This is a genomic window from Paraburkholderia sp. FW306-2-2C-D06C, from assembly GCF_058781505.1.
On record NZ_JBYSWU010000052.1, the window covers coordinates 35468 to 61216 of the forward strand.

Genomic DNA, 25749 nt, shown 5'->3' on the forward strand with positions numbered 1-25749 from the left:
CGCTTTATAGGGAGACGCTCAGAGCTGTTTCATCAGCACGAGCGACTTGCGCTGCCAGTTATAGAGCCGGCGGCGGTCTTCCGGCAGGTCGTCGACCGTTGCCTTGACGAAACCGCGCTTGAGGAACCAGTGTTCGGTGCGCGTGGTGAGCACGAAAATTCGCGTGAGACCGCGTGCCCGCGCGCGCTGCTCGATGCGCTTGAGCAGGCGCTCGCCGTCGCCGGTGCCTTGCGCTTCAGGCGCAACTGTCAGACACGCCATTTCGCCGATGCGCTCCTGCGTGTACGGATACAGCGCCGCGCAGCCGAACAGCACGCCATCGTGCTCGATCACCGAGAAATGGTCGATGTCGCGTTCGATCTGGTGACGGCCGCGCCGCACCAGCGTGCCGTCCGATTCGAGCGGCTCGATCAGCGCGAGAATGCCGCCGACGTCGTCCGGCGTGGCTTCGCGCAGGCTTTCGAGGTTCTCGTACGAGATCATCGTGCCGACGCCATCGTGCAGGAACAGTTCGAGCAGCAGGCTGCCGTCGAGCGCGTAGGGGATGATGTGCGCCCGCGCCACACCGCCGCGGCAAGCGCGGATCGAGTGCTTCAGGTAGAAACCGGCGTCGCCGGTGACTTCGCCGCTTTCGTGCAGCTTGTAGGCGTCGTCGAGCGACAGTTCGCGGATCAGCTCGGGACCGTCTTCGCCGGCCTGCATGAGGCCCGGCGTTTCGGTCAGGAACACGATCTTGTCGGCGCGCAATGCGATCGCAGCAGCGGAAGCGACGTCTTCCATCGACAGATTGAACGCCTCGCCGGTGGGTGAGAAGCCGAGCGGGGAGAGCAGCACCAGCTTGCGGCTGGCGAGCGAATGGCGGATCGAATCCGCGTCGATCTTGCGTACCACGCCGGTGTGGGCGAAATCGACGCCGTCCAGAATGCCGACCGGCCGCGCCGTCACGAAGTTGCCCGACACCACGCTGATGTGCGCATGCGCCATCGGCGTGTTCGGCAAGCCCTGGCTGATCGCGGCCTCGATATCCAGACGCACTTCGCCGGCCGCTTCTTTCGCCGACTCCAAAGCGCGCGCATCCGTGATGCGCATGCCGTGCGAAAACTCCGACTCCACGCCGTGCAGGCTCATCTGCTCTTCGACCTGCGGTCGCGAGCCGTGCACCAGAACGATCTGGATGCCCATGGCCTGCAACAGTGCGATATCCGACACGAGCGCATTCAGGAGCCCCTGATGCACCACCTCGCCGCCGAACCCGACGACGAACGTCTTGTTACGGAACGCATGGATGTAAGGGGCGACTGAGCGCATCCAGTCGACGAATTGCGCGTGCTGTGCGAGGTTTTCCGTCGCTCCGGAGGGGGCCGGAACGCTCGCGGGCGCGGGGACGAGGTCGGTTTGGGAATTCATGCCGGGGATTATAATGCGCCCCCATGTCGAATGTACCCAAAAGTCCCGCTACGGCGAACGAGAATCCGGCGCCGGCCGCCGATCAGCACAATTCTCGCCGCGAACCGCGCAAACCGCGCGAACCACGTCAGCCGCGCCCGCAGCGCGTGGTCGAACCGAATCCGATTCCGCCGATCACTTTCCCCGAAGCGCTGCCCGTCTCCGGCCGCCGCGAAGAGATCGCGCGCGCGATCGGACAGAATCAGGTGGTGATCGTCTGCGGCGAGACGGGCTCGGGCAAAACGACCCAGTTGCCGAAAATCTGCCTCGCTTTGGGGCGCGGCCTCGGCGCCGGCGGCACCGGCCTGATCGGCCACACGCAGCCGCGCCGGATCGCCGCGTCGGCGACGGGCCGCCGCATCGCCGAAGAACTCGGCACGCCGTTCGGCGAAGTGGTCGGCTACAAGGTGCGCTTCACTGACAATCTGTCGCCTGGCGCCTCGGTCAAGCTGATGACCGACGGTATTCTGCTCGCCGAAACGCAGACCGATCCGCTGCTGAAAGCGTATGACACGCTGATCATCGACGAAGCGCACGAGCGCAGCCTGAACATCGATTTTCTGCTTGGCTATCTGAAGGAAATTCTCGTCAAGCGCCCCGATCTGAAGCTGATCGTGACCTCGGCAACGATCGACGCGGACCGTTTCGCGCACCATTTCGGCAGCGAGGAAAAGCCCGCGCCGGTGATCGAAGTGAGCGGCCGTCTCTATCCGGTCGAAGTGCGTTACCGCCCGGTGGCGGAAGACAGTCCGGCGGTGAAGGCGGCGCAAGGGACCTCGGCGTCGTCATCGTCGCGTGAATCGCGTGACCGGCCGAAAACCCAGCGCGAGACGGATCGCGATCTGATGGAAGCAATCGTCGACGCGGTCGACGAGTTGTGCCGCGAAGGTCCCGGCGACGTGCTCGTCTTCCTGCCCGGCGAGCGCGAAATTCGCGATGCCGCCGAGGCGCTGCGCAAGCACCATCCGCCGCATACGGAAATTCTGCCGCTGTTCGCGCGCCTCTCGGCCGCCGAGCAGGAGCGTGTATTCCGCACCTCGAACGCGCGCCGCATCGTGCTGGCGACCAACGTCGCCGAAACCTCGCTGACGGTGCCGGGGATTCGTTATGTGGTCGATACGGGCCTTGCGCGCGTGAAGCGCTACTCATATCGCAACAAGGTCGAGCAGTTGCAGGTCGAGTCGATTTCGCAAGCCGCCGCGAATCAGCGGGCGGGGCGTTGCGGCCGGGTCGCCGATGGCGTCTGCATTCGTCTGTATGAAGAAAGCGACTACCAGGGCCGCGTGCGCTTCACGGATCCGGAAATTCTGCGCTCGTCGCTCGCGTCGGTGATTCTGCGGATGAAGTCGCTGCACCTGACCGCGATCGAAACCTTCCCATTCATCGAACCGCCGCCGGGCCGCGCGATCGCCGACGGCTATCAACTGCTCAACGAACTCGGCGCGGTCGACGACGACAACCAGCTCACGCCGCTCGGCCGCGAACTCGCGCGCTTGCCGCTCGATCCGCGCGTCGGCCGGATGATTCTCGCCGCGCGCGATCAGCAGGCGCTGAAGGAAGTGCTGATCATCGCCAGCGCGTTGTCGGTGCAAGATCCGCGCGACCGGCCGATCGAAGCGCAGGAGCAGGCCGATCAGGCGCATCGCCGCTTTGCCGACGAGCGCTCCGAATTCCTCCAATGGCTGAAAATCTGGACGTGGTTCGAAGAAGCGATCGCGCACAAGAAGTCGAACCGGCAGTTGCAGGACGAGTGCCGCACGAACTTCCTGTCGCAACTGCGCCTGCGCGAATGGCGCGACGTGCATTCGCAACTGCTGACGGTGGTGCGCGAACACGGCTGGCGTTTGAACGAGGCCGAAGCCACCTTCGAGCAGATTCACCTCGCGTTGTTGACCGGCTTGCTCGGCAACATCGGCCTGAAAGCCGACGACGAACCGTATTACCTCGGCGCGCGCGGCATCAAGTTCTATCTGTGGCCGGGTTCCGCGCTGGTGAAGAAGGCGGGTAAGTGGGTGATGGCTGCCGAACTGGTCGAGACGAGCCGCCTCTACGCACGTTGCATCGCGAAGATCGAGCCGGAGTGGATCGAGCGGATCGGCGCGCATTTGCTGAAGAAGTCGCTTTCCGAGCCGCATTGGGAGAAGCGCGCGGCGCAGGTGTCGGCGTTCGAACGCGCGATGCTGTACGGCCTGCCGATCTATCACCGGCGGCGCGTGAGTTTCGGCAAGCAGGACCCGGCGCGCGCGCGTGAATTGTTCATTCGCGGCGCGCTGGTGGAAGGTGAGTTCGATACGAAGCTCGCGTTCTTCGCGCACAACCGCAAGCTGCTCGGCGATATCGAACAGCTGGAACATAAATCGCGCCGTCAGGACGTGCTGGTCGACGACGAACTGATCTTCGGCTTTTACGACCAGGCGATTCCGCAAGGCATTTATACAGGCGCGTCGTTCGAGCGCTGGTATCGCGACGAGCTGAAAAAGAGCGGCCAGCCGGAGGACAAGCTGCGCCTGCTGTATCTGTCGCGCGACGATCTGATGCGGCACGAAGCCGCCGGCGTGACGACCGATCTGTTCCCGAAGCGGATGACGATGGCGGGCGTTGAAATGGCGCTCACCTATCACTTCGAACCCGGTTCGCCGCGCGACGGCGTGACGCTCGCGGTGCCGCTCTACGCGCTGAATCAGGTCGACGCGCGGCGCTGCGAATGGCTCGTGCCCGGCATGCTGAAAGAGAAGACGCAATTGCTGCTGAAATCGCTGCCACAGAAGCTGCGGCGTCATTGCGTGCCGCTGCCGGAATACGCGGCGGGCTTCGTCGAGCGGCATAGCGGGCCGCGCTTCGGCGCGGGCGGTTTGCTCGAATCGCTGATCGCGGACATTCGCGAGCAGACCCAGGTCGCGATGAAGCAATCGGACTTCAAGCTCGAGACGTTGACGCCGCATCTGTTCATGAACTTCAAGGTCGTCGACGAGCACGGGCGGCAGCTCTCGATGGGCCGCAACCTGGCGCAACTGCGCGCCGAACTCGGCGGCCAGGCGCAGCAGCATTTCCAGAAGATCGCGGCGGGCGCAGCCGGGGCGGCGTTGGCGGATGCGGGGGGCGGCAGCGTCGCTGCACCGGTGGCGTCGACGAACGCCGGGCAGCGCGGCAAGGGCGCGCCGGCCGGTCCGCAGACTGCGCCACAAGGTGGTGCACCCGCCACTGCGCTGTACGAAAAGCTCACGACGTGGAATTTCGGCAAGCTTCCCGAGCTGCTCGAAATTCGCCGCGGCGGGCAGACGCTGTTCGGCTATCCGGCACTGGTGGATCGCGGCACCGACTGCGACGTCGAAGTGTTCGATTCGCTGGACGAAGCCGCGCGCATTCATCGCGCGGGGCTTCGGCGTCTCTTTGCGTTGCAGTTGAAGGAGCCGATCAAGTATCTGGAGAAGAATCTGCCGGGTCTGCGCGAAATGGCGATGCAGTTCATGCCGCGCGGCTCCCAGGAAGAACTGCGCGATCAACTGATCGACACCGCGCTCGATCGCGCGTGTCTGCAAGATCCGCTGCCCGACGACGACGTCAGTTTCCACACGCGCCGCGACGAAGGCCGCAGCCGTCTGACGTTATTGGCCCAGGAAATCTCGCGGCTGGTCGGGCAGATTTTGAGCGAATACGCCACTGTGACGAAGAAGCTGGTGCAGGCGAAGTCGTTCACCGCGGCGCATGCGGACATGCAGAACCAGCTCGATGGACTGATCGGCAAGCGCTTCGTGGTCGACACGCCGTACCCGCAACTGGCGCACTTCCCGCGCTATCTGAAAGGTATTGCGCTGCGCGTCGACAAGCTGAAGGCGGACCCGGCGCGCGACGCCCGGCAGTTCGCCGAATTCCAGCCGCTCTCGCAGAACTATCAGCGCGCGCTGGCGCAACGCGGCGGCGTGCTGGACCCGCGCCTGTCGGAATTCCGCTGGCTGCTGGAGGAGTTGCGGATTTCGCTGTTCGCGCAGGAGTTGCGTACGCCGATGCCGGTATCGGTGAAGCGTCTCTACAAGGTGTGGGAATCGATGCAGCGCTGAGCGGCGGGTGGGGCGGGGCGTGTGAGAACCGCATCCGGATCCTTCGCGTCCCCCTTTTTTCCGCACGCCACACCCGCATCCACGTCAACCGGTCGAGCCGGCAAACGTTCTACAATGACCGCCGTTCTCCGAAGTGAGCTTTCATGCGTAAATTTTTTCTTCCCGGCTTGACTGCCACGTTCGCCGCGGGCGCGGCGCTGGTCGCCACCGCAGGCTTTTTTTCTCCGGCGGCCCACGCCAACGACGTGATCGTGCTCAATTCCGGCGAAGCCACGCTGAGTCTGATCGATGAGGCTAGCCGTCAGGTCGTCGGCACCGTGCCGACGGGCAAGGAACCGCATCACCTGATGGTTACGCCGGACAATTCGTCGCTGATCGTCGCGAACTCGGTGTCGAACAACCTGATGTTCGTCGATCCGAAGTCGGGCAAGGTGCAGCGCTGGGTCGAGAACATCGAGGATCCATATCAGATCGGTTTTTCGCCTGACCGCAAGTGGCTCGTCACCACCGGCCTGCGCCTGGACCGCCTCGACATCTATCACTACGACAGCCAGCAGAACCAGATGACGCTGGCCTCGCGCCTGCCGCTCGCGGTGATGCCGAGCCACATGGCGTTCACCAACGACAGCAAGACGGTGTTCGTCACGCTGCAGGTGTCGGGCGAGTTGGCCGCGATCGACCTGGCCACGCAAACCGTCAAGTGGAAGATGAAAGTCGGCAAGGTGCCGGCCGGTCTGTGGATGACGCCGGGCGAAAAATACCTGCTGATCGGCATGACCGGCGCGGATTACGTCGCGGTGGTCGACTGGCGCAATCAGAAAATCGTCAAGACGATCCAGACCGGCAAGGGCGCGCACAACTTCCGCTCGCTGGCTGACGGCAAGCATGTGGCGGTATCGAACCGCGTCGCGAGCACGATCAGCATCATCGACGAGGACACGCTCACCAACGTCGGCGACATCACCGGTCTGATGCCGGGCCCGGACGACATGGAACTTTCCTCCGACAAACGCTATCTGTGGGTTACGTTCCGCTTCGCGAAGCACGTCGGCATCATCGACCTGACTACGCGTAAGCTGATTCAGACGATTGCCGTCGGCCGTTCGCCGCACGGTATCTATTTCTTCAATCGCGCGCCGGTGACGGCGCCGAACGGCGCGTAATTGTGCGCTGGGGCAGCACCAAGGCAGGCAGCAGCCGGGCAGCCCATCAGCGAGCCGTCACGAATGAAGTAACCAGGTCAGCACCATGTTCCATCTGATTTTTTCTTCTCTCGACGGTTTCGTCTCAGCCGTGCAGACGCTGCTGTACGTCGACGTGGTGCAGCCGCTGCTGTTCCGCTTCGATCTGATGGATTACGACGAAGACACTTACGACAGCCTGTATTGGGTGATCGTGGGCGTCTTCGAGGTGCTGGCGATGTACGCGGTGCTGCGACCGCTCGAGGCGTTGCGCCCGGTCGAGCAGTGGGAGAACCGCAAGGCGGTGCGGGTCGACGTGATCTACACGTGGATCGCCAGGCTCGGCATCTTCAACCTGTTCTTCTTTTTCGCGCTGCAGCCGTTCTTCGACAACGTGCAGGCCTGGCTGCGGCTGCACGACATTTCGAATATCGATTTCGACAACCTGTGGCCTGGCGTCACCACGCAGCCGCTTGTCACGTTCGTGATGTATCTGCTGGTGCTCGATTTCGCCGGTTACTGGTATCACCGCTGGGAACACCGGTTCGGCGTGTGGTGGGAACTGCACGCGGTGCATCACAGCCAGCAGCAGATGTCGCTGTGGTCGGACGACCGCAACCATCTGCTCGACGATCTGCTGCAGGCGTCGTTTTTCGCGGCAATCGCGCTGGTGATCGGCGTGCCGCCGTCGCAATTCGTCGTGCTGGTGGCGATCACCAATCTCGCGCAGAGCGTGCAGCACGCGAACATCCGCCTGTACTACGGCTGGCTCGGCGAGCGCCTGCTGGTCAGCCCGACCTTCCATCGCCGGCATCATGCGATCGGCTACGGCCACGAAGGGCTGAAGTACGGTTGCAACTTCGGCGTGCTGTTCCCGTGGTGGGACATGCTGTTCCGCAGCGTCTCGTGGAGCCGCGACATGGAGCCCACCGGCATCCGCGATCAACTCGAAGGCCGCCGCTATGGCGACGGTTTCTGGGCGCAGCACTGGCTCGCGTTTGTGCGCATCGCCGGGCGGCTTTCGCCGAAGCGCCGCACCGAAGGCGGCGACGCCGCAGCAGTCTGAACATTCTTCCTCTCACGCCGCCGGTTTCCCCCGGCGGCGCGTCACGTGGTTTATCCTGTGCACGTTTCTGCGTGCGTTCCGGGTTCGCTTGTGGGTCCTCTTCATGGTCCGTTTCAGCGGCTGTATCTGAGGCCGTTTCAGCGGCCGTTTCTGAGGCCGTCTTGGGGTCCGTTTTCGAGTCCTCGGTCAGGTTCGTACCCCGGTTCGTTTCGCTGTTCCCCTTATTCCATCGTTTCGTTCACCGGCACTGGCTCGCATGAATGATTTGTTGCGCTCGTTCGGACGCGCGCTCACCAGCGCGCTCCACCCGCGCATGCTCTGGCTGACCTTCGTGCCGTTTCTCGCGGCAACGGTCGGATGGGGCGTGATTCTGTGGTTTTCCTGGCAGTCGCTGATCGGCGCGACCCGCACGTGGCTCGAAAGCTGGTCGTTTACTGTCACGCTCTATCATCTGTTCGACTGGCTCGGCTTTTCGGCGCTGCATACGGCCATCGCGCCTTTTATTGTGATTGCGGTGGCGATTCCGCTGATCGTCGTCAGCGTGCTGCTGCTGATCGCGACGCTGTCGATGCCGGCGGTGATCCGCTTTCTGTCGGCACGGCAATTCGCGAGCCTTGAAATGCGCCGTGGCGGAACGTGGTACGGCAGCCTCGGCCAGGCATTGTGGACCACGCTGGTGTGTCTGGTGCTGCTGATCGTCACGCTGCCGCTCTGGCTGGTGCCGCCGTTCTTCGCGCTGATCCCGCCGCTGCTGTGGGGCTGGCTGACCTATCGCGTGATGAGCTACGACGCGCTCGCGCTGCACGCGACGCGCGACGAACGGCGCGTGCTGGTGCGGCGCTTCCGGCTGCCGCTGCTGCTGATCGGCATCGCCAGCGGTCTGCTGGGTTCGCTGCCGACGCTGCTGTGGGCGTCGTCGGTATGGCTGATCGTGCTGTTCCCGGTGGTCACCGCGGTGACGATCTGGATCTACGCGTTCATCCTCGTGTTTTCGGCCTTGTGGTTCAGCCACTACTGTCTGCGCGCGCTTCAACGCATGCGCGCGGAAGAGCACGGCGCGCGGCACGCGGCGCCGCTTCCTTACTGATCAAACGAAAGAGGCGACAATGGCATTCGGCGTCATCATCATCGGCGATGAAATCCTGTCGGGCAGGCGTATCGACAAGCATCTGCCGAAGGTCATCGAATTGCTGGGCGCGCGGGGGCTGTCGCTCGGCTGGGCGGAGTACATCGGCGACGATCCCGAGCGCGTCACGGCGACGCTGCGGCGCACGTTCGCGTCGGGTGACATCGTGTTTTCGACGGGCGGCATCGGCGCCACGCCGGACGACCACACACGCCAATGCGCGGCGGCCGCGTTAGGCGTGCCGCTCGAACTGCATCCTGATGCCGCGAAGCTGATTCAGGAACGCATCCGCGACATGCATCCGGCGAACTCGGCCACGCCGCTCGATCTCGATTCGGCGGAAAACCGCCATCGGCTGAATATGGGCACGTATCCGCAGGGCGCGTCGATCATTCCGAACGGCTACAACAAGATTCCAGGATTCTCGATCAAAGGGCACTACTTCGTGCCGGGCTTCCCGGTGATGGCGTGGCCGATGATCGAGTGGGTACTGGATACCCAGTACGCGCACCTGCATCACGCCATGCCGCATGCGGAAAAATCGCTGCTGGTGTTCGAGTTGCCGGAGTCGCGCCTCACGCCTTTGATGGAAAAGATCGAACGCGACTTTCCGGGCGTGCGGGTGTTCAGCCTGCCGAGCGTCGGCGATGCGGAGCGCGGCGGCGTCTATGCGCGCCATCACATCGATCTGGGGGTGAAGGGAGAGCCTGAAGCGGTGGCGGCGGCGTTCGTCAAGCTGCGCGAGGGCGTGCATCTGCTGGGCGGGGATATCGTCGAGCCGGAGGCGGCTGCGGCTAAAGCGCGCGGTTGATCCCAGCTGCGGACGCTACTTGCGGTGACTTAAGGCAAGCAAAGGCCGCCTGCCGTGACCTGAAGCCGCACGCCAAACCTCGGGCGCCCTCGCAACCGCGCCTGATCAAAGGCTTGAACGCAAGACTGAACGCATCATCGGCCTGTCACATCCAGCGCCGGCGATGCGCATTCACACTACGCGCATACCGTGCGAACCTCGCACCGTTACAGCCGCTTCCGGCGGACGCCGGTCTCAGGCGCCGATCCACGGCAAGCCGCGAAAGCACCAGCCCGACACAGTCTTCCGATGTCCCTGGCCGTCCTTGTCGCCTTCGAAGCCTTCCAGCAGGTCGTACGCCTTCGTGAAACCGGCCTGGGTGGCGGCGATCGCGGCGAGCTTGGAGCGCGCGGCGCTACGGCACAGAAACAGCACCGGCGTATCCGGCGAGGCGGCCTCGCTCAGTTGCTGGAGGAATTCCTGGTTCGGCACGGCGCCCGGATAGCGTGCCCATTCGACATGCACGTATTGACCGTCGCCAATCACCGGCCGGCCAACCCAATCGAGTTCGGCACGGGTGCGCACGTCGACGAGACGCGTGCGCGGGTCGAGTTGCAGCAGTTCGAACGCCTCCGCGGGCGACACCGCGCCCGCATAGGGCAACTGGTTCTCGGTGCGGCGTTTTTCCGCCTGGGCGTACAACTGTTCGAGCGTGCTCATGAGTGCAAATCTCCTTCCGTCCAAATGACCATTCTAGCGCGCGGCGTGCAGCACGGATGCCGCCCACAGTCAGAGCCAGGGATGCGCACACGGCTGCCTATGAAATGTTCCAAAATGGTGCAAATCGGCGAAAATGCACCAAAACAATGACTAATGCGGCGCCCGCTTTTGCGAGAGCACTTATCTGGTGCATTGCTCCGTTCAAAGATATCGGGGCTGCATGTCATTCGGTGCGTGCATTCCCCGCAAACGCGCGCACAATATAGTTCTGCGCCTGCTTGGCGCATACATGGCACAGAAGCTGCTTTGTTGGTTCTGATCGATTTGTCCCAGCAAATCTTATGCGCCCCTTCAACGATCGGGGGTGGACGCGCCGGGACGGGTCAGCTAGATTGGGCGGCGGCTGAACCCGCCGAATTCGTTAATCAGGAGATAGGTTATGAGTAAATCCGTGGCCGACGTCGTTCAACTCGTCAAAGACGAAGACGTCAAGTTTGTCGACTTCCGTTTCACCGACACGCGTGGCAAGGAGCAACACGTTTCGGTGCCGGTGTCGGCATTCAGTGAAGACAAGTTTGAAAGCGGCCATGCGTTTGACGGTTCGTCGATTGCCGGCTGGAAGGGCATCGAAGCATCGGATATGTTGCTGATCCCGGACGCGAATACCGCCTTCATCGACCCGTTCTACGAAGAGTCGACCCTCGTGCTGACCTGCGACGTCGTCGAACCGGCTGACGGCAAGGGCTATGAGCGCGACCCGCGCTCGCTGGCAAAGCGCGCCGAAGCGTACCTGAAGAGCACCGGCCTCGGCGACACGGCCTTCTTCGGTCCGGAACCGGAATTCTTCATTTTCGACTCGGTCCAGTGGAGCACGGATCAGTCGGGCTGCTTCATCAAGATCGGTTCGGAAGAAGCACCGTGGTCGTCGGCGAAGGAATTCGAAGGCGGCAACACCGGCCACCGTCCGGGCACGAAGGGCGGCTACTTCCCGGTCGCTCCGGTCGACACGTTCCAGGACATCCGTTCGGAAATGTGTCTGCTGCTCGAACAGATCGGCATCCCGGTCGAAGTGCATCACCATGAAGTCGCGGGCCAGGGCCAGAACGAAATCGGCACGAAGTTCTCGACGCTGGTGCAGCGCGCCGACTGGCTGCAGCAAATGAAGTACATCATCCACAACGTCGCGCATACGTACGGCAAGACGGCAACGTTCATGCCGAAGCCGGTGGTCGGCGATAACGGTTCGGGCATGCACGTTCACCAGTCGATCTGGAAGGACGGCACGAACCTGTTCGCAGGCAACGGTTACGCGGGCCTGTCGGAATTCGCGCTGTTCTACATCGGCGGCATCATCAAGCATGCTCGCGCGCTGAACGCGATCACGAACCCGTCGACGAACTCGTACAAGCGCCTCGTGCCGCACTTCGAAGCACCGGTGAAGCTGGCTTACTCGGCACGCAACCGTTCGGCATCGATCCGCATTCCGCACGTGTCGAACCCGAAGGGCCGCCGTATCGAGACGCGCTTCCCGGATCCGATGGCGAATCCGTACCTGTGCTTCTCCGCGCTGATGATGGCGGGTCTGGACGGCGTGCAGAACAAGATTCACCCGGGCGAAGCTGCCGACAAGAACCTGTACGACCTGCCGCCGGAAGAGGATGCAAAGATCCCGACCGTGTGCGCCGGCCTCGACCAGGCTCTGGACGCGCTGGACGCAGACCGTGAGTTCCTGACGCGCGGCGGCGTGTTCACGGATTCGATGCTCGACGCGTACATCGAACTGAAGACGGGCGAGCTGCAACGCTATCGTCAGTCGGTGCACCCGATCGAATTCGAAATGTACTACTCGCTGTAAGCGGCAATGACGCTTCGCCCTTCAAACGGCGAAGCGCTTGCCCGACGCTCGCGATCGGTCACGAAGGGACGGCGGCGCCGTCCCTTTTTTGTTGGACCCGAATGAGTCGACTCGCAACGTTTGCTGGGTGCGGGGCAAGGCGCAGGACAAGCAGCAGGGTAAGCAGCAGGACACCAGGCGGTACCCCTGATTTATCACCATCTCCTATCGGCCAGACTGCAAGATGGTTCTCAAGAATCTGATCAAGGCAAGGAAAGGGCACGAGCAGACGCTCTCGGATGACGCTCAACTCGTCAGCTCCGGTTTGCTGCCCGGTTTCGAGGCATTGCCGACGGTCGTGCTGGTGCTCGAAAAGCGCACACTGCGCGTCGCGTTTGCGAACCCGTCGGCGGAATCGATGCTGGAGCTCTCGCGCCGGCAACTGACGCAGATGGCGTGGCCGGACATCTTCTCGAATGCCGACGAACTGGTCGCGACCATTTCCGCGATCGCCGCCCACCGGTTTCACGCGACCCATCTGGACGCCATACTCGAGCGTCCGGCTCACGAGCCGCTGCACGTGCATGCGATCGTCGGCTTTCTGGAAAGCGCGCAAGACTACGTGCTGCTCGAACTGTTCGAGAACGAGCGGCATTTGCGCACCGACCGCGAGGAGCGTCTCAACGACCTCACGGCGGTCAACAAGCAACTGATCCGCAACCTCGCGCACGAGATCAAGAATCCGCTCGGCGGCATTCGCGGCGCGGCGCAATTGCTCGAGTTCGAACTCGGCGAGCGTCAACGCGACGAGTTGCGCGAGTACACGCAGGTCATCATCAAGGAATCGGACCGGCTGCAAACGCTGGTCGACCGCCTGCTCGAGCCGCACCGCCATCCGCATATCGTCGGCGACGTGAATATTCACGAAGTGTGCGAGCGCGTGCGCCAGGTGATTCTCGCGGAGTTTCCGCGCGGCCTGACGATCGAGCGCGATTACGACGTGAGCGTGCCGGATCTGCGCGGCGATAAGGAGCAACTGATCCAGGCGCTCCTGAACATCGTGCGCAATGCGGCCGAAGCGTTGCGCGAACGCATCTCGCAAGGCGACGCGCGCATCGAAATACGCACCCGCATCGCCCGCAAGATCACCGTGTCGAAACGCTTATGTAAGCTGGCACTGGACTTGCATATCACTGACAACGGCCCTGGCATTCCCGAGGACATCCGTGACCGCATTTTCTACCCGCTCGTGTCGGGGCGCGAGGACGGCAGCGGCCTCGGTCTGACGCTCGCGCAGACCTTCGTGCAACAACACGATGGCCTGATCGAAGTGGAAAGCCGGCCGGGCCATACCGAGTTTCAGATTTTGCTGCCGCTCGACTGCTAACACCAAACGCACCGCAAGACTTCTGACCGAACTATATGAAGCCGATCTGGATAGTAGACGACGATCAATCGATTCGCTGGGTGCTCGAAAAAGCGCTCGCCCGCGAAAACTTCGCGACACGCAGCTTCGCGAATGTACGCGAGGCATCGGCGGCGCTCGATCACGACAGCCCGCAGGTGCTGGTATCCGATATCAGGATGCCCGGAGGCTCCGGCCTTGAATTGCTGCAAACCGTGCGTGACAAGATGCCCGGCTTGCCGGTCATCATCATGACGGCGTTCTCGGACCTGGATAGCGCGGTTGCCGCATTTCAGGGCGGCGCGTTCGAGTACCTCGCCAAACCGTTCGACGTCGACAAGGCGGTCGAACTGATCCGCCGCGCGGTCGATGAAAGCATGCGCGGCGAACAGACGTGGGACGACCGCGTCGCCGAAGCACCGGAAATGCTCGGCCAGGCGCCGGCGATGCAGGATATGTTTCGCGCGATCGGCCGTTTGTCCCATTCCGCGGCCACCGTGCTCATTACCGGCGAATCAGGCACCGGGAAGGAACTGGTCGCGCGTGCGTTGCACCGACATAGCCCACGCGCGAACGGTCCCTTCATCGCGTTGAACACGGCGGCGATTCCGAAGGATCTGTTGGAATCCGAACTGTTCGGCCATGAGCGCGGCGCGTTCACCGGCGCGCAGGCCATGCGCCAGGGGCGCTTCGAGCAGGCCGAGAACGGCACGCTGTTTCTCGACGAAATCGGCGATATGCCGTTCGATTTGCAGACACGCCTGTTGCGCGTGCTCTCGGATGGGCAGTTCTATCGCGTCGGTGGCCACAATCCGTTGCGCGCCAATGTGCGCGTGATCGCGGCGACGCACCAGAATCTCGAATCGCGCGTGCGGCAGGGTTTGTTCCGCGAGGACTTGTACCACCGGCTCAATGTGATCCGCTTGCGCTTGCCGGCGTTGCGCGAGCGCAGCGAAGACATTCCGCTGCTTACGCGCCACTTCCTGCAAAAGAGTGCGCGCGATCTGGGCGTAGAACCGAAGCGCGTGTCCGAAGAGGCGCTCGCGTATCTCGCGTCGCTGCCGTTTCCGGGCAACGTGCGGCAACTGGAGAATCTCGCCAACTGGCTGACGGTGATGGCGCCGGCGCAGACCATCGAGATCAAGGATTTGCCGCCGGACCTCGGGCCGGCGCAAGCGGGTGTGACCGAACTCGCGGGCGGGGGCGGCGTGCTCGGCACCGGCGAAGCCGGCCTTGCCGGCGGCGCTCCGGTCAGCGGGACCAGCGCGTCGGCGCTTCCGGCCGCGGCAGGCGGCATGCCGGTCGCGACGCCCGTCAGCGCCTGGGAAGGCGGCTTGCGGACCGAAGTCGCGCGGATGTTGCGCGAGAATGCGGCCGACGTCATGGACGAACTCGCGCGCCGTTTCGAAGCCGCAGTGATTCGCGAAGCGCTGGATTTCACGCGTGGACGCAAGGTCGAGGCGGCGGAGCGGCTCGGCATCGGCCGTAATACGATTACGCGCAAGATTCAGGAACTCAACCTCGAGCCTTGAGGTTCGTGCGAGCAGCCGGGGCGGCGTGCAAACCGCTCCGGCTGCTCGTTGACAAGCTCGTCAAAGCCCTCGGGCGCTCGCAAGGCATAATCGACGCTGTTTTCATTCGACAGCTCACAATGCCTGCTTCTCCGGTTCCCTTTCCCTGGCCGCTTTCCCCCGATCCCTTTCTGTCGCTCGAAGCACTCGACGACCCTGACGCGCTCGCGTGGGTCGAGGCGCAGAATGCCCGCACACGCGCGGCATGGTGCAGCAGCGCGGAATTCGGCACGCTCAAGCAAAAACTCGCCGACGCCTATTTGCCGCGCGAGCGCCCGGTCATCCCCGATCGCTGGAGGGATTGGGCCTACGATCTGTGGCAGGACGAGCGCAATCCGAAAGGCCTCTGGCGGCGTACGCCGTGGGCGGCCTGGCGTAGCGGCGCACCGGTCTGGCAGAACCTGCTCGACTTCGACGCGCTCGGCGCCGCGGAAGGCACGCCGTGGGTCTGCGTCGAACTCGACATTCTCTATCCGGACGGCGATCGGGCGCTGATCACGTTGTCGCCAGGCGGCTCGGATGCGCTGGTGGTCCGCGAGTTCGACATCGACGCGCAGCGTTTCGTCGACGACGGTTTTGTCATCGCGAAGGCAGGAAAGCACACGGCTTCATGGATCGATCGCGACACGCTGTACGTCGGTTGGGACAATGGCCGCAAGACGCTGACGCGCTCCGGTTATCCACGCGAGGTGCGGCGCTGGACGCGCGGTACGGTGCTGGCCGATGCGCCGGTGGTCTACAAGGGTGCGTTTGGCGATATCGGTGTCGAAGCGCATTACGATCCGGTCGAGCAGCGCCACACCGTGGTGAGCAGCGTCGATTTCTTCGATTCGGAAACGTTCTGCCTCGATGTCTCCTCCGGCGCCTGGCGTCAATACGAGGTGCCGCCGCACGTCGCGGTCGGCGGCTGGCAGGGCTGGCTGCTGCTCGAGCCGCGCCTCGATTGGGATTGCAACGGCGTGCGCTTTTCCGGCGGCGCGTTGCTCGCGATCCGCGAAGCCGCGTTTTTGCGCGGCGTGCGCGAGGTGGTGCCGCTCTTCACGCCGACGCCGCAAACCTCCGCCTGCGATTGGACGCATACGCGCAATCATCTGATCGTCTCGTACCTGGAAGACGTGCAGAGCAGGACTGTGCTGTGGACCCCGTCGCAAGCCGCCGATGAAACATGGCAATGGAGCCGGCGCCTCTTTCCGTCACGCGACGATGCGCAAGCCGACGTCTCGGCGGTCGAGCCGACGCTGAACGACGAAGTATTCGTCGATACCGACGACTATCTGCAACCGCCCGCGTACTGGCTCGCCGATCTCGCTCACGACGATCTGGGCGAATGGGAATTGCTCGACCGCTGGCCGACCCAGTTCGATGCTGCGCCGTTCGCCGTGACGCGCGGCCATGCGGTGTCTGCCGACGGCACGCGCGTGCCGTATACCGTGATCGGGCCGCGCGCCGCGCAACCACCTGCTGAGCCGCCAACGCGGCCATGCCTGCTCAACGGCTACGGCGGCTTCGCGATCCCGTTGCTGCCGAGCTATCTGACCGGGCAGGGCATCGGCTGGCTGGAGCGGGGCGGCGTGTATGTGGTCGCGCATATTCGAGGCGGCGGCGAGTTCGGTACAGAGTGGCACACGGCGGCGCAAGGCGAGCATCGTCAGCGTGCCTTCGACGACTTCATCGCGGTCGCCGAGGCGCTGATCGACAGCGGCGTGACGAGTGCCGCGCAACTCGGCATTCAGGGCGGCAGCAATGGCGGCTTGCTGGTGGCGGCATGCATGGTGCAGCGGCCCGAGCTGTTCGGCGCGGTGGTGTGCGAAGTGCCGCTGCTGGACATGAGCCGCTATCACCTGCTGCACGCGGGCGCGTCATGGATCGACGAATATGGCGATCCGGACGAGCCCGAAGCAGCGCACGTGCTGGCCGCTTATTCGCCGTATCACCGTGTGTCGGCAGGCGTTGAGTATCCGCCGGTGTTGTTCACCACCTCGACCGCCGACGACCGCGTGCATCCCGCACACGCGCGCAAGATGGCCGCGCGAATGCAGGCGCTCGGGGCCGGCAAGGTCTGGTATCGGGAGAACACGGAAGGCGGGCACGGCGGCTCCGATGAGCTGGAGCAGGCCGAGCATGATGCGATGGTATTCGAGTTCCTGTGGCGCTGTTTGAGCGGCCCGGCAGGGGCTGCGAACGACGCGTAATCAGGCTTGAAGAGGCTTGGCCCCGGAGGCGTGCCGGGTCTTGCCGGGTCTCTTGCCGGACCCGGCCGGAGATCAGTCGATCTGCGCCACGACCGGCGCGTGGTCCGACGGCTGATCCCACTTGCGCGGCGTCTTGTCGACTTCGCAAAACGAGCACGCCTGCGCAAGCGCTTTCGACAGCAGAATGTGATCGATCCGCAGCCCGGCATTGCGGCGGAACGCCATCATCCGGTAGTCCCACCATGAGTAGATTTTCTCCGGCTGGTCGAACAGGCGGAACGCATCGACGAGACCGAGTTCGATCAGCCGCACGAACTCGGCGCGTTCTTCGGGCGACACCAGATTCTGGCCTTCCCACGCTTTCGGATCGTGCACGTCGCGATCTTCCGGCGCGATGTTGTAGTCGCCGAGCAGCGCAAGTTTCGGATACAGCGCCATTTCTTTCGCGATCCAGTCGTGCAGTGCAGCCAGCCAGTGCAGCTTGTACGTGAATTTGTCGGTGCCCGGCGCCTGGCCGTTCGGGAAGTACGCGGAGACGATGCGCACGCCGTCGATGGTCGCGGTGATCACGCGCTGCTGCGGATCTTCGAAGCCGGCAATATTGCGCACGACGGTGGCTTCTTCGACGTTCAGGCCTTCGCGCACCAGAATGCCGACGCCGTTATACGTCTTCTGGCCCGCGAACCAGCTCCGGTAGCCCTTCGCTTCGAGCTCGGCGCGCGGGAATTTTTCGTCGGGCAGCTTCAGTTCCTGTAAGCACAGGACGTCGGTGTGACTGGTTTCGAGCCAGTCGATCACGTGCTGAAGGCGGACTTTGAGGGAATTGACGTTCCAGGTGGCGATTCGCATGTCGTCGTTCGGTAAATGATGTTCGCCAAGCGGCGAGATTGTGCCGGTTAGCCGGTTTCAGCGCTGCAACCGCCGCTATCATGCACCGGTTTGCAAATTCGGGTCCAGCGCAGCGCAGCAAAGCCGCCAATCCAGCCGTCTCGACGGCCCCCAAATATTTACCTGTCCGCTGCGTTACGCAGCGTATAGTGGAACAACATTCACACGTATCGGGGACGCATCATGGCCGAATTCTATCCTGCCCTTTATAAGGACTTCGAAGTGCATCCGCTGGTGTTTTCGCGGGAGTTCGACAAGTTCGACGGTCACAAGCGTCACGCCGAAGGTTACGACGTCGCGGTGCGCGTCTGCCGTCCGGGCGCAATCGGCGGCTCGAAGGCAAGCCGGGTGTTTCGGCTTGTGTTGCCGGCCACGTTCTCCGATTTCGGCGTCGCCAAACGCAGTGCGAGCCAGTACGGCGCTGACATCATCGACGGCAAAGTGGAAGGCGCGACAGTCTCCGATCTTTGAGCGCGCAGGCGCACGGCATGCATCGTTCGAAATAATTTCGCACGATTGTTTGACGCTCGGCGAACATCTCTATACAATCCGGTTTCTCTGACGCGGGGTGGAGCAGTCTGGCAGCTCGTCGGGCTCATAACCCGAAGGTCGTAGGTTCAAATCCTACCCCCGCAACCAAGCATTGTTGAAAGCCCGCTGGCGCATGCCACGCGGGCTTTTTAACTTCAGCTTTTCAATTTCAGCTTTTCAACTTCTGGCGATGCTCACGTCGGCAGCGTCGCTCACTCCGAATCGATCGCCCATTCCACCGCGGCCTGCGCATGCAGCGCGGTCGTATCGAACACGGGCAGCGCTGAATCTTCCGGCTTGATCAGCAACGTGATTTCCGTACAGCCGAGAATCACCGCTTGCGCGCCACGCGCGGCAAGCCCTTCGATCACTCGCTGATACACCGCGCGCGAATCGTCGTCCACAGTGCCGTGACACAGCTCGTCGTAAATGATGCGATGCACGTCCGCGCGTCCGGCTTCATCGGGAACCAGCGTGTCGAGGCCGTAGCGCTCACGCAGGCGCCCCGTGTAGAACGCCTGCTCCATCGTATAGCGTGTGCCGAGCAAGCCCACTCGCTCGATGCCGGCGGCACGCAGCGCAGTGCCGGTCGGATCGGCGATATGCAGAAACGGCACCTTGATCGCCTGTTCAATCGATTCATACACGCGGTGCATCGTGTTGGTCGCGAGCATGACCAGATCGGCGCCGCCGCGTTCGAGGTGCCGCGCGGCATCGGCCATCTGTTCGCCGAGCGCGGCCCAGTCGCCGGCGCGCTGATTCGCTTCGATCGGCGCGAAGTCGACCGTCAGCATCAGGCTGCGTGCGTTGTGGTGGCCGCCGAGGCGCGCCTTCGCGTGGCGATTCAGGAGCCGGTAATACTCGGTGGACGATTCCCAACTCATCCCGCCGATCACGCCGATGGTTTTCATATGCCTGCTTCCGTTTGATGGATGACGTGCACCGTCGTGCACCGAAGCCGAACGTCGAGTATAGACGGGGCGGTGCGGGCGCAGCCGGTACGGATTCGCGGCTGCGGGCCGGTACGGCCCCTCGATAAAACGCCGGCACGCACCTTCTGACGCCGATAGAATCGATATCGGTCAAAGAGGGTCAAAGACGGTCAAAGGGAGCGATACATGGATCTGATCATCCGCCGCGCGATGCTGCCGCCCAGCGCCGCGCCGCAGCAAAAGCATCCGCTCGACATCGGCATCGAAGCGGGCCGCATCGTCGCGGTCGAGCCGAATCTGGCGGCAGGCGCGCGCGAAGAAATCGACGCGGCCGGCTCGCTCGTTACGCCGCCCTTCGTCGACCCGCATTTCCATATGGACGCGACGCTGTCGTACGGTTTGCCGCGCGTGAACGCGTCGGGCACTCTGCTGGAAGGCATCGCGCTGTGGGGTGAGCTCAAACCGGATCTGACGCAGGAGGCGCTGATCGAGCGCGCGTTGCAGTATTGCGATTGGGCCGTCGCGCGCGGCTTGCTGGCGATCCGCAGTCACGTGGATGTGTGCGACCCGCGCCTGCTCGCGGTCGAGGCGCTGGTCGAGGTGAAACGCCGCGTCGCGCCGTATCTCGACTTGCAACTGGTCGCGTTTCCGCAGGACGGCGTATTGCGCAGCGCCGGCGCATTCGAGAATCTCAAGCGCGCGATTGCGCTGGGCGTCGACGTGGTCGGCGGCATTCCGCATTTCGAGCGCACGATGGCCGACGGCGCTCAATCCGTGCGCCTGTTGTGTGAATACGCGGCGGAGCAGGGCTTGCGCGTCGACATGCATTGCGATGAATCGGATGACCCGATGTCGCGCCACGTCGAAACGCTCGCGGCCGAAACGCATCGGCTCGGCATGCAGGGGCGCGTCACCGGTTCGCATCTGACCTCGATGCACTCAATGGACAACTACTACGTCAGCAAGCTATTGCCGCTGATGCGCGAGTCGGGCGTCGCCGCGATCGCCAATCCGCTGATCAACATTACGCTTCAAGGCCGCAGCGACACTTATCCGAAACGGCGCGGCATGACGCGCGTGCCGGAGATGATGGCGGCCGGCATCACCGTCGCGTTCGGCCACGATTGCGTGATGGATCCGTGGTACAGCCTTGGCTCCGGCGACATGCTCGAAGTCGCGCACATGGGCCTGCACGTCGCGCAGATGACGGGCGTCGACGGCATGCACGCGTGCTTCGACGCGGTCACGGTGAACGCCGCGCGCATTCTCGGCCTTGAAGGCTACGGCATCGCGCCGGGCTGCGCGGCGAACCTCGTGATACTCGACGCACGCGATCCGGTCGAAGCGATCCGTCTGCGCGCTGCACGGCTCGCGGTGGTGAGCCGTGGCAAGGTGGTGAGCCGCGCGCCTGCTGCGCGCGCGGCGCTCTCGCTCGAACGGCGTCCTTCGCAGGTCGACTTCAAACTGCACCGCGCTTAATCGCTGTGCAGAGTGCTTGAAGCTTGCATAAAAAAGCCGGTGCCTGCTCGCGCAAGTCACCGGCTTTTCTTTCGATCGGCGTTATCAAACGCGCCGCTGTTTCAACTCATCAATGCGCCGCCGCCGGCGCCGGCGTCATGCCGTTGTGGCGCAACAGCGCGTCGATATTCGGCTCGCGGCCGCGGAACGCCTTGAACGATTCCATTGCCGGACGGCTGCCGCCCACTTCCAGAATCTCCTTGCGATAACGCATGCCGGTTACCGCATCGAGCACGCTGCCGCTCGCAGCTTGCGCCGCTTCTTCGAACGCGGCGTAAGCGTCGGCGGACAGAACCTCGGCCCACTTGTAGCTGTAGTAGCCCGCCGCATAACCACCCGCGAAAATATGGCTGAACGTATTCGGCCAACGCGAGAATTCGGCCTGCGGCACCACGTGGAAGCGCTCGTTGATCTCACGTGCGAGTTCGGTGGCGTTCTTCGTGCCGGACGCATCGAAGCCAGTATGCAATTGCATGTCGAACATCGAGAACACGATCTGCCGCAGCGTGCCCAGACCGCTCTGGAAGTTCTTCGCGGCCAGCATCTTGTCGAACAGATCGCGCGGCAGCGGCCTGGCCGTTTCGACGTGCGAAGTCATGTCGCTCAGCACGTCCCACTCCCAGCAGAAGTTCTCCATGAATTGCGACGGCAACTCCACCGCGTCCCATTCGACGCCGTTGATGCCCGACACGCCTAGTTCGTCGACGCGCGTCAACATGTGATGCAGGCCGTGGCCGAACTCGTGGAACAGCGTGATCACTTCGTCGTGCGTGAAGCAGGCGGGCTTACCGCCGACCGGCGCGGAGAAGTTGCAGGTCAGATACGCGACCGGCGTTTGCACGCCGCCGTGCGTGTGCTTGTGACGGCCGCGCGCATCGTCCATCCAGGCGCCGCCGCGTTTGCCTTCGCGCGCATAGAGGTCGAGATAGAACTGCGCGACGAGGCCGCCGTCCTGATTCTCGACGCGGAAAAAGCGCACGTCCGGATGCCACACGGCTGCTTCGTCGCGACGGATGCGCACGCCGAACAACGTCTCGGTCACCTTGAAGAGCCCCTTGAATACCGCGTCTTCCGGGAAGTACTGTTTGACCTCGTTTTCGGAGAACGAGTAGCGCTTCTGACGCAGACGTTCAGCGGCGAACGTCATGTCCCACGGCTGCATTTCGGCCATGCCGAGTTCGTTCGCTGCGAATTCGCGCAGTTCCTTCCAGTCCTGTTCCGCATGCGGACGCGCGCGCGTGGCGAGATCTTCGAGGAAGGTCATCACTTGCGCGGGCGATTCGGCCATCTTCGGCGCGAGCGATACTTCGGCGAAGTTGTTGTAGCCGAGCATCTGCGCTTCTTCGGCGCGCAGCTTCAGCTGTTCGGCGAGCACCTCGGTGTTGTCCCATTCGGGCTTGCCGTTGCCGTACTGCGTGCCGAGTTCGGACGCGCGCGTCACGTAGGCGCGGTACATCGCTTCGCGCATCGGACGATTTTCCGAGTACTGCATCACCGGGAAATACGACGGGAAGTGCAGCGTGAATTTATAGCCGGTCTTGCCGTCGCGTTCGGCGGCTTCCTTCGCGGCTTCGATTACGTCTTCGGGCAGGCCGGCCAGTTCGGCCTCGTTGCCGGCTTCGACGAGATACGCGTAGGCGTTGGTCGCGTCGAGCACATGATCCGAAAACGCCTTCGACAACGCCGCCTGGCGTTCCTGCAATTCGGCGAAATGCGGCTTCTGGTTTTCCGGCAATTCCGCGCCGGACAAACGGAAGTCGCGCAGCGCATTGCCGAGGATCTTCTTGCGCTCGCCGGTGAGCGACGCGAAATCGCTGCTCGCGTTGAGCGCCTTGTACTTCTCGTACAACGCGAGATTCTGTCCGACGCTCGACCAGAATTCAGTCACGCGCGGCAGATTCTCGCCGTACACGGCACGCAACTCCGGCGTGTCGGCCACGGCGTTCAAATGACCGACCACGCTCCAGGCGCGCGAGAGCGGCTCGGTGGCGCGCTCGACCGGTTCGACCACGTCGGCCCATGAGGCGGGCGTGATGGGCTGGGCGGCGCGTTCGACGGCGGCGCTCGCATTGGCGAGCAGTACGTCCAGAGCGGGCGTGACGTGTTCGGGGCGGATCTCGCCAAAGCGCGGCAGGTCGGAGAAATCGAGGAGCGGATTGTCGTGTGTCGAGGGGGTAGTGGACATAAGGCTTCCTGTCTGACGCGGGTGAACGGGTAATCTCGGTGAAGCGACGCAGTGAATCGGCGGGCGCGCTGACAACCCAGGCGCGCCCGATATAGCCATTATTGGGGCAGGGCGCGCCGATTCCAATCCGTCGGCAGACAAATTATCAGATGTTGCGGCGCTGCGCGCGGGCGCGGTGTGCCGCGCGGATGCTGACGCGGCGCTCATGCAGCGCTCATGCAGCGCTTATGTGGCGGATATGCGTAAGGAATTGGCCGCTTCGCTCCGTGCGAAAACGAACGGTGAAAATTGCTGCCACGCCGCATTGTGGCGTGTCGCCGTCCGCCAGCGGCGCTTACTGTACGGCTGGCGCGAACGGATCGACATCAACGGGCTGATGGCCCTCGCCCTGGTGATGGTTTTTCTCGTGTTCCGCGATACCGCCGGCGCTCAGCCGCTGTTCTATCTGGCCTTCGTGTGCGGCGTGCTGTGGGTGGGCACGACGCCGCTCCTGCGTCGTTTCGTGCCGCGCCACGATTACTCGTATGGGATCTATCTGTATGGCTTCATGATGCAGCAGTGTGTCGCGAGCCTCGCGCCGCAACTGAACCATGTGACGGTCGTTCTGATTGCCGCGCCGTTTATCCTTTTGTGCGCGGCGCTGTCGTGGCACTTCGTGGAGCGGCCGGTGCTGACCTGGTGCCGGCGGCGTCTTGCGCGCTCGGATACGCCGCTCGGCGCCGGCATCTCTACACGCGATCGCGTCGCGCGCTGAGGGCGCTGAAGGGGCTGGCGTGATTCGCTGCCAATGACTGAAGCATCAAATGCCGGCGAACGTGCTGTGCCGGCATTGCCCTCATTGCCCTGTCTGTCGTTTTTATGCTTTCGCGGCTTCGCGTTCTGCGGCTTCGATCGTATTGACGAGCAGCATCGTGATGGTCATCGGACCGACGCCGCCCGGCACCGGCGTAATGTAGCCGGCCACTTCCTTGACGCCCGCGAAATCGACGTCGCCGCACAGCTTGCCGGCCTCGTCGCGATTCATGCCGACGTCGATCACGGCTGCGCCCGGCTTCACCATGTCCGCGGTGAGAATGTTGCGCAAGCCAGTGGCGGCGACCACCACGTCGGCGTTGCGCGTATGGGCGGCCAGATCGCGCGTCTTGCTATGGCAGATCGTCACGGTCGCGCCGGCTTCGAGCAGCAGCAGAGCCATCGGCTTGCCGACGATGTTCGAGCGGCCGATCACCACCGCGTTCGCGCCTTTCAGCGGAATTTCGTACGCGGCCAGCATTTTCATCACGCCGTACGGCGTGCACGGACGGAACAGCGGTTGGCCGGTCAGCAGCGCGCCGGCATTGGCGACGTGAAAACCGTCGACGTCCTTTTCCGGAGCGATTGCCTCGATCACCTTGTGGCTGTCGATATGCGGCGGCAGCGGCAGCTGCACCAGAATGCCGTGGATGCGCGGATCGCGGTTCAGTTCGTCGATGCGCGCGAGCAGGTCGGCTTCCGGCAAGTCGGCCGGATAGCGGTCGAACGACGAACCGAGGCCGTTGTCGTGGCACGCCTTGACCTTGTTGCGCACGTACACTTCGCTGGCGGGATTGTCGCCGACCAGCACCACGGCGAGGCCCGGCTGATGGCCGCGGGCGGTGAGGGCGGCGGCGCGCGCGGCGACGTCGGCGCGCAGGGTCTTGGAAAGGGCTAGGCCGTCGATCAGTTTGGCAGTCATGGTCGGTCGAGATGGGCGGTTTGGAAAGCGGGACAACGCTGGCGTGCTGGCGCACAGCACGCTTGGCGGCGCTTTTTCCGCGAGCCTGTCGGTTCTGGAAAAGCGCGCGGCGCGAATCGGAAAGACGCGCGCCGCTGCGAAGTCCAACATTATACCGGCGCAGCCCTCGAGTGCCGCGCGGCGCCGCGCGCGCCTGATGCCGCGCCAGGCCAATTAAGGCCGCTTAGCCGCTCAAGGCCATTCAAGGCCGCTCGACGCTATGGCTAGCTATCGGCCCGCCGGCTGCGCTTACTGCTGCACCGTCTGCCAGGAGTCATCCGGATCGAACGATTTGATGACGGCCGCGGCACGCGCGGTTTGCGGCCCCAGATTCTTCTGATCAACCTGACCGTCCTGATTGACGATGAACGTCATCACGCCCGTCTTGCCGTATTCGGTCGGCGAGGCGAACCATGCGGCTCGCCGTCATCGCACGCGGCAGAAAGCGGAAGGCGGAGAAGCGGAGAGGCGGAGAGGCGGAGAAGCGGAGAAGCGGAGAAGCGGAGAAGCGGAGAAGCGGAGAAGCGGAGAAGCGGAGAAGCGGAGAAGCGGA

18 protein-coding genes, 1 tRNA gene and 2 pseudogenes are annotated in these 25749 nt (G+C 63.6%); 14 read left to right on the forward strand and 7 right to left on the reverse strand.

The features are described 5' to 3' along the window. Positions 1–18 precede the first annotated feature (18 nt). Positions 19–1407, reverse strand: a complete 1389-nt coding sequence (gene argA, locus AC3WLT_RS29625; RefSeq protein WP_492595202.1) for an amino-acid N-acetyltransferase — start codon at positions 1405–1407, stop codon at positions 19–21. 23 nt (positions 1408–1430) lie between these two features. Here argA and hrpA point away from each other — a divergent pair, with 23 nt between their 5' ends. From hrpA to AC3WLT_RS29650, 5 genes are all read left to right on the forward strand, one after another. Continuing rightward, a complete protein-coding gene (gene hrpA, locus AC3WLT_RS29630; protein ID WP_492595203.1) occupies positions 1431–5504 on the forward strand; it encodes an ATP-dependent RNA helicase HrpA in 4074 nt (1357 codons plus the stop codon). A gap of 143 nt (positions 5505–5647) precedes the next feature. Next, positions 5648–6667 carry a YVTN family beta-propeller repeat protein gene (locus AC3WLT_RS29635; RefSeq protein ID WP_492595204.1) on the forward strand — a complete coding sequence of 340 codons (1020 nt, stop codon included), beginning with the start codon at positions 5648–5650 and terminating at the stop codon, positions 6665–6667. A gap of 85 nt (positions 6668–6752) precedes the next feature. Further along, on the forward strand, positions 6753–7751 hold the full coding sequence (locus AC3WLT_RS29640) for a sterol desaturase family protein (protein WP_492595205.1): 999 nt from the start codon (positions 6753–6755) through the stop codon (positions 7749–7751). Between the two features lie 256 nt (positions 7752–8007). Then, the gene (locus AC3WLT_RS29645) at positions 8008–8838 is read left to right on the forward strand and encodes an EI24 domain-containing protein (RefSeq protein WP_492595206.1); all 831 of its coding nucleotides are present in this window, start codon (positions 8008–8010) and stop codon (positions 8836–8838) included. Positions 8839–8857: 19 nt separating this feature from the next. Then, a complete protein-coding gene (locus AC3WLT_RS29650) occupies positions 8858–9688 on the forward strand; it encodes a competence/damage-inducible protein A (protein ID WP_492595207.1) in 831 nt (276 codons plus the stop codon). 234 nt (positions 9689–9922) lie between these two features. Here AC3WLT_RS29650 and AC3WLT_RS29655 read toward each other — a convergent pair whose 3' ends face one another. Further along, on the reverse strand, positions 9923–10387 hold the full coding sequence (locus AC3WLT_RS29655; protein WP_492595208.1) for a rhodanese-like domain-containing protein: 465 nt from the start codon (positions 10385–10387) through the stop codon (positions 9923–9925). A gap of 439 nt (positions 10388–10826) precedes the next feature. Between AC3WLT_RS29655 and glnA the strand changes: the two genes are divergently transcribed. From glnA to AC3WLT_RS29675, 4 genes are all read left to right on the forward strand, one after another. Then, positions 10827–12242, forward strand: a complete 1416-nt coding sequence (gene glnA, locus AC3WLT_RS29660) for a type I glutamate--ammonia ligase (protein WP_492595209.1) — start codon at positions 10827–10829, stop codon at positions 12240–12242. Positions 12243–12465: 223 nt separating this feature from the next. Continuing rightward, on the forward strand, positions 12466–13608 hold the full coding sequence (glnL, locus tag AC3WLT_RS29665; protein WP_492595210.1) for a nitrogen regulation protein NR(II): 1143 nt from the start codon (positions 12466–12468) through the stop codon (positions 13606–13608). A 35-nt stretch (positions 13609–13643) separates the two neighbouring features. Further along, complete coding sequence (gene ntrC, locus AC3WLT_RS29670) at positions 13644–15158, forward strand: nitrogen regulation protein NR(I) (protein WP_492595211.1); 1515 nt, start codon at positions 13644–13646, stop codon at positions 15156–15158. Between the two features lie 119 nt (positions 15159–15277). Next, positions 15278–17389, forward strand: a complete 2112-nt coding sequence (locus AC3WLT_RS29675; protein WP_492595212.1) for a prolyl oligopeptidase family serine peptidase — start codon at positions 15278–15280, stop codon at positions 17387–17389. 72 nt (positions 17390–17461) lie between these two features. Here the strand turns inward: AC3WLT_RS29675 and xth are convergent, their stop codons facing one another. Next, the gene (gene xth / locus AC3WLT_RS29680) at positions 17462–18238 is read right to left on the reverse strand and encodes an exodeoxyribonuclease III (protein ID WP_492595213.1); all 777 of its coding nucleotides are present in this window, start codon (positions 18236–18238) and stop codon (positions 17462–17464) included. A gap of 222 nt (positions 18239–18460) precedes the next feature. Here xth and AC3WLT_RS29685 point away from each other — a divergent pair, with 222 nt between their 5' ends. Beyond that, complete coding sequence (locus AC3WLT_RS29685; protein WP_492595214.1) at positions 18461–18748, forward strand: hypothetical protein; 288 nt, start codon at positions 18461–18463, stop codon at positions 18746–18748. Between the two features lie 91 nt (positions 18749–18839). Further along, positions 18840–18916: transfer RNA gene (locus AC3WLT_RS29690), tRNA-Met, on the forward strand. A gap of 104 nt (positions 18917–19020) precedes the next feature. Here the strand turns inward: AC3WLT_RS29690 and AC3WLT_RS29695 are convergent. Continuing rightward, a complete protein-coding gene (locus AC3WLT_RS29695; protein ID WP_492595215.1) occupies positions 19021–19719 on the reverse strand; it encodes an aspartate/glutamate racemase family protein in 699 nt (232 codons plus the stop codon). Positions 19720–19926: 207 nt separating this feature from the next. Here AC3WLT_RS29695 and AC3WLT_RS29700 point away from each other — a divergent pair, with 207 nt between their 5' ends. After that, positions 19927–21219 carry an amidohydrolase family protein gene (locus tag AC3WLT_RS29700; RefSeq protein WP_492595216.1) on the forward strand — a complete coding sequence of 431 codons (1293 nt, stop codon included), beginning with the start codon at positions 19927–19929 and terminating at the stop codon, positions 21217–21219. A 109-nt stretch (positions 21220–21328) separates the two neighbouring features. Here AC3WLT_RS29700 and AC3WLT_RS29705 read toward each other — a convergent pair whose 3' ends face one another. Continuing rightward, entirely contained in the window at positions 21329–23443 is a 2115-nt protein-coding gene (locus AC3WLT_RS29705) for a M3 family metallopeptidase (protein WP_492595217.1), read from the reverse strand. A 334-nt stretch (positions 23444–23777) separates the two neighbouring features. On the opposite strand from AC3WLT_RS29705, the pseudogene AC3WLT_RS29710 reads away from it, so the two are divergent. Next, positions 23778–24197: pseudogene (locus AC3WLT_RS29710) on the forward strand (acyltransferase family protein); the annotation flags it as partial. A 102-nt stretch (positions 24198–24299) separates the two neighbouring features. Here AC3WLT_RS29710 and folD read toward each other — a convergent pair. Further along, entirely contained in the window at positions 24300–25157 is an 858-nt protein-coding gene (gene folD, locus AC3WLT_RS29715; protein ID WP_492595218.1) for a bifunctional methylenetetrahydrofolate dehydrogenase/methenyltetrahydrofolate cyclohydrolase FolD, read from the reverse strand. A 43-nt stretch (positions 25158–25200) separates the two neighbouring features. Here folD and AC3WLT_RS29720 point away from each other — a divergent pair, with 43 nt between their 5' ends. Further along, on the forward strand, positions 25201–25374 hold the full coding sequence (locus tag AC3WLT_RS29720) for a hypothetical protein (protein ID WP_492595219.1): 174 nt from the start codon (positions 25201–25203) through the stop codon (positions 25372–25374). Between the two features lie 71 nt (positions 25375–25445). On the opposite strand, the pseudogene AC3WLT_RS29725 reads toward AC3WLT_RS29720, so the two are convergent. Beyond that, positions 25446–25604, reverse strand: a pseudogene (locus tag AC3WLT_RS29725) (DUF2950 family protein); the annotation flags it as partial. Positions 25605–25749 lie beyond the last annotated feature (145 nt).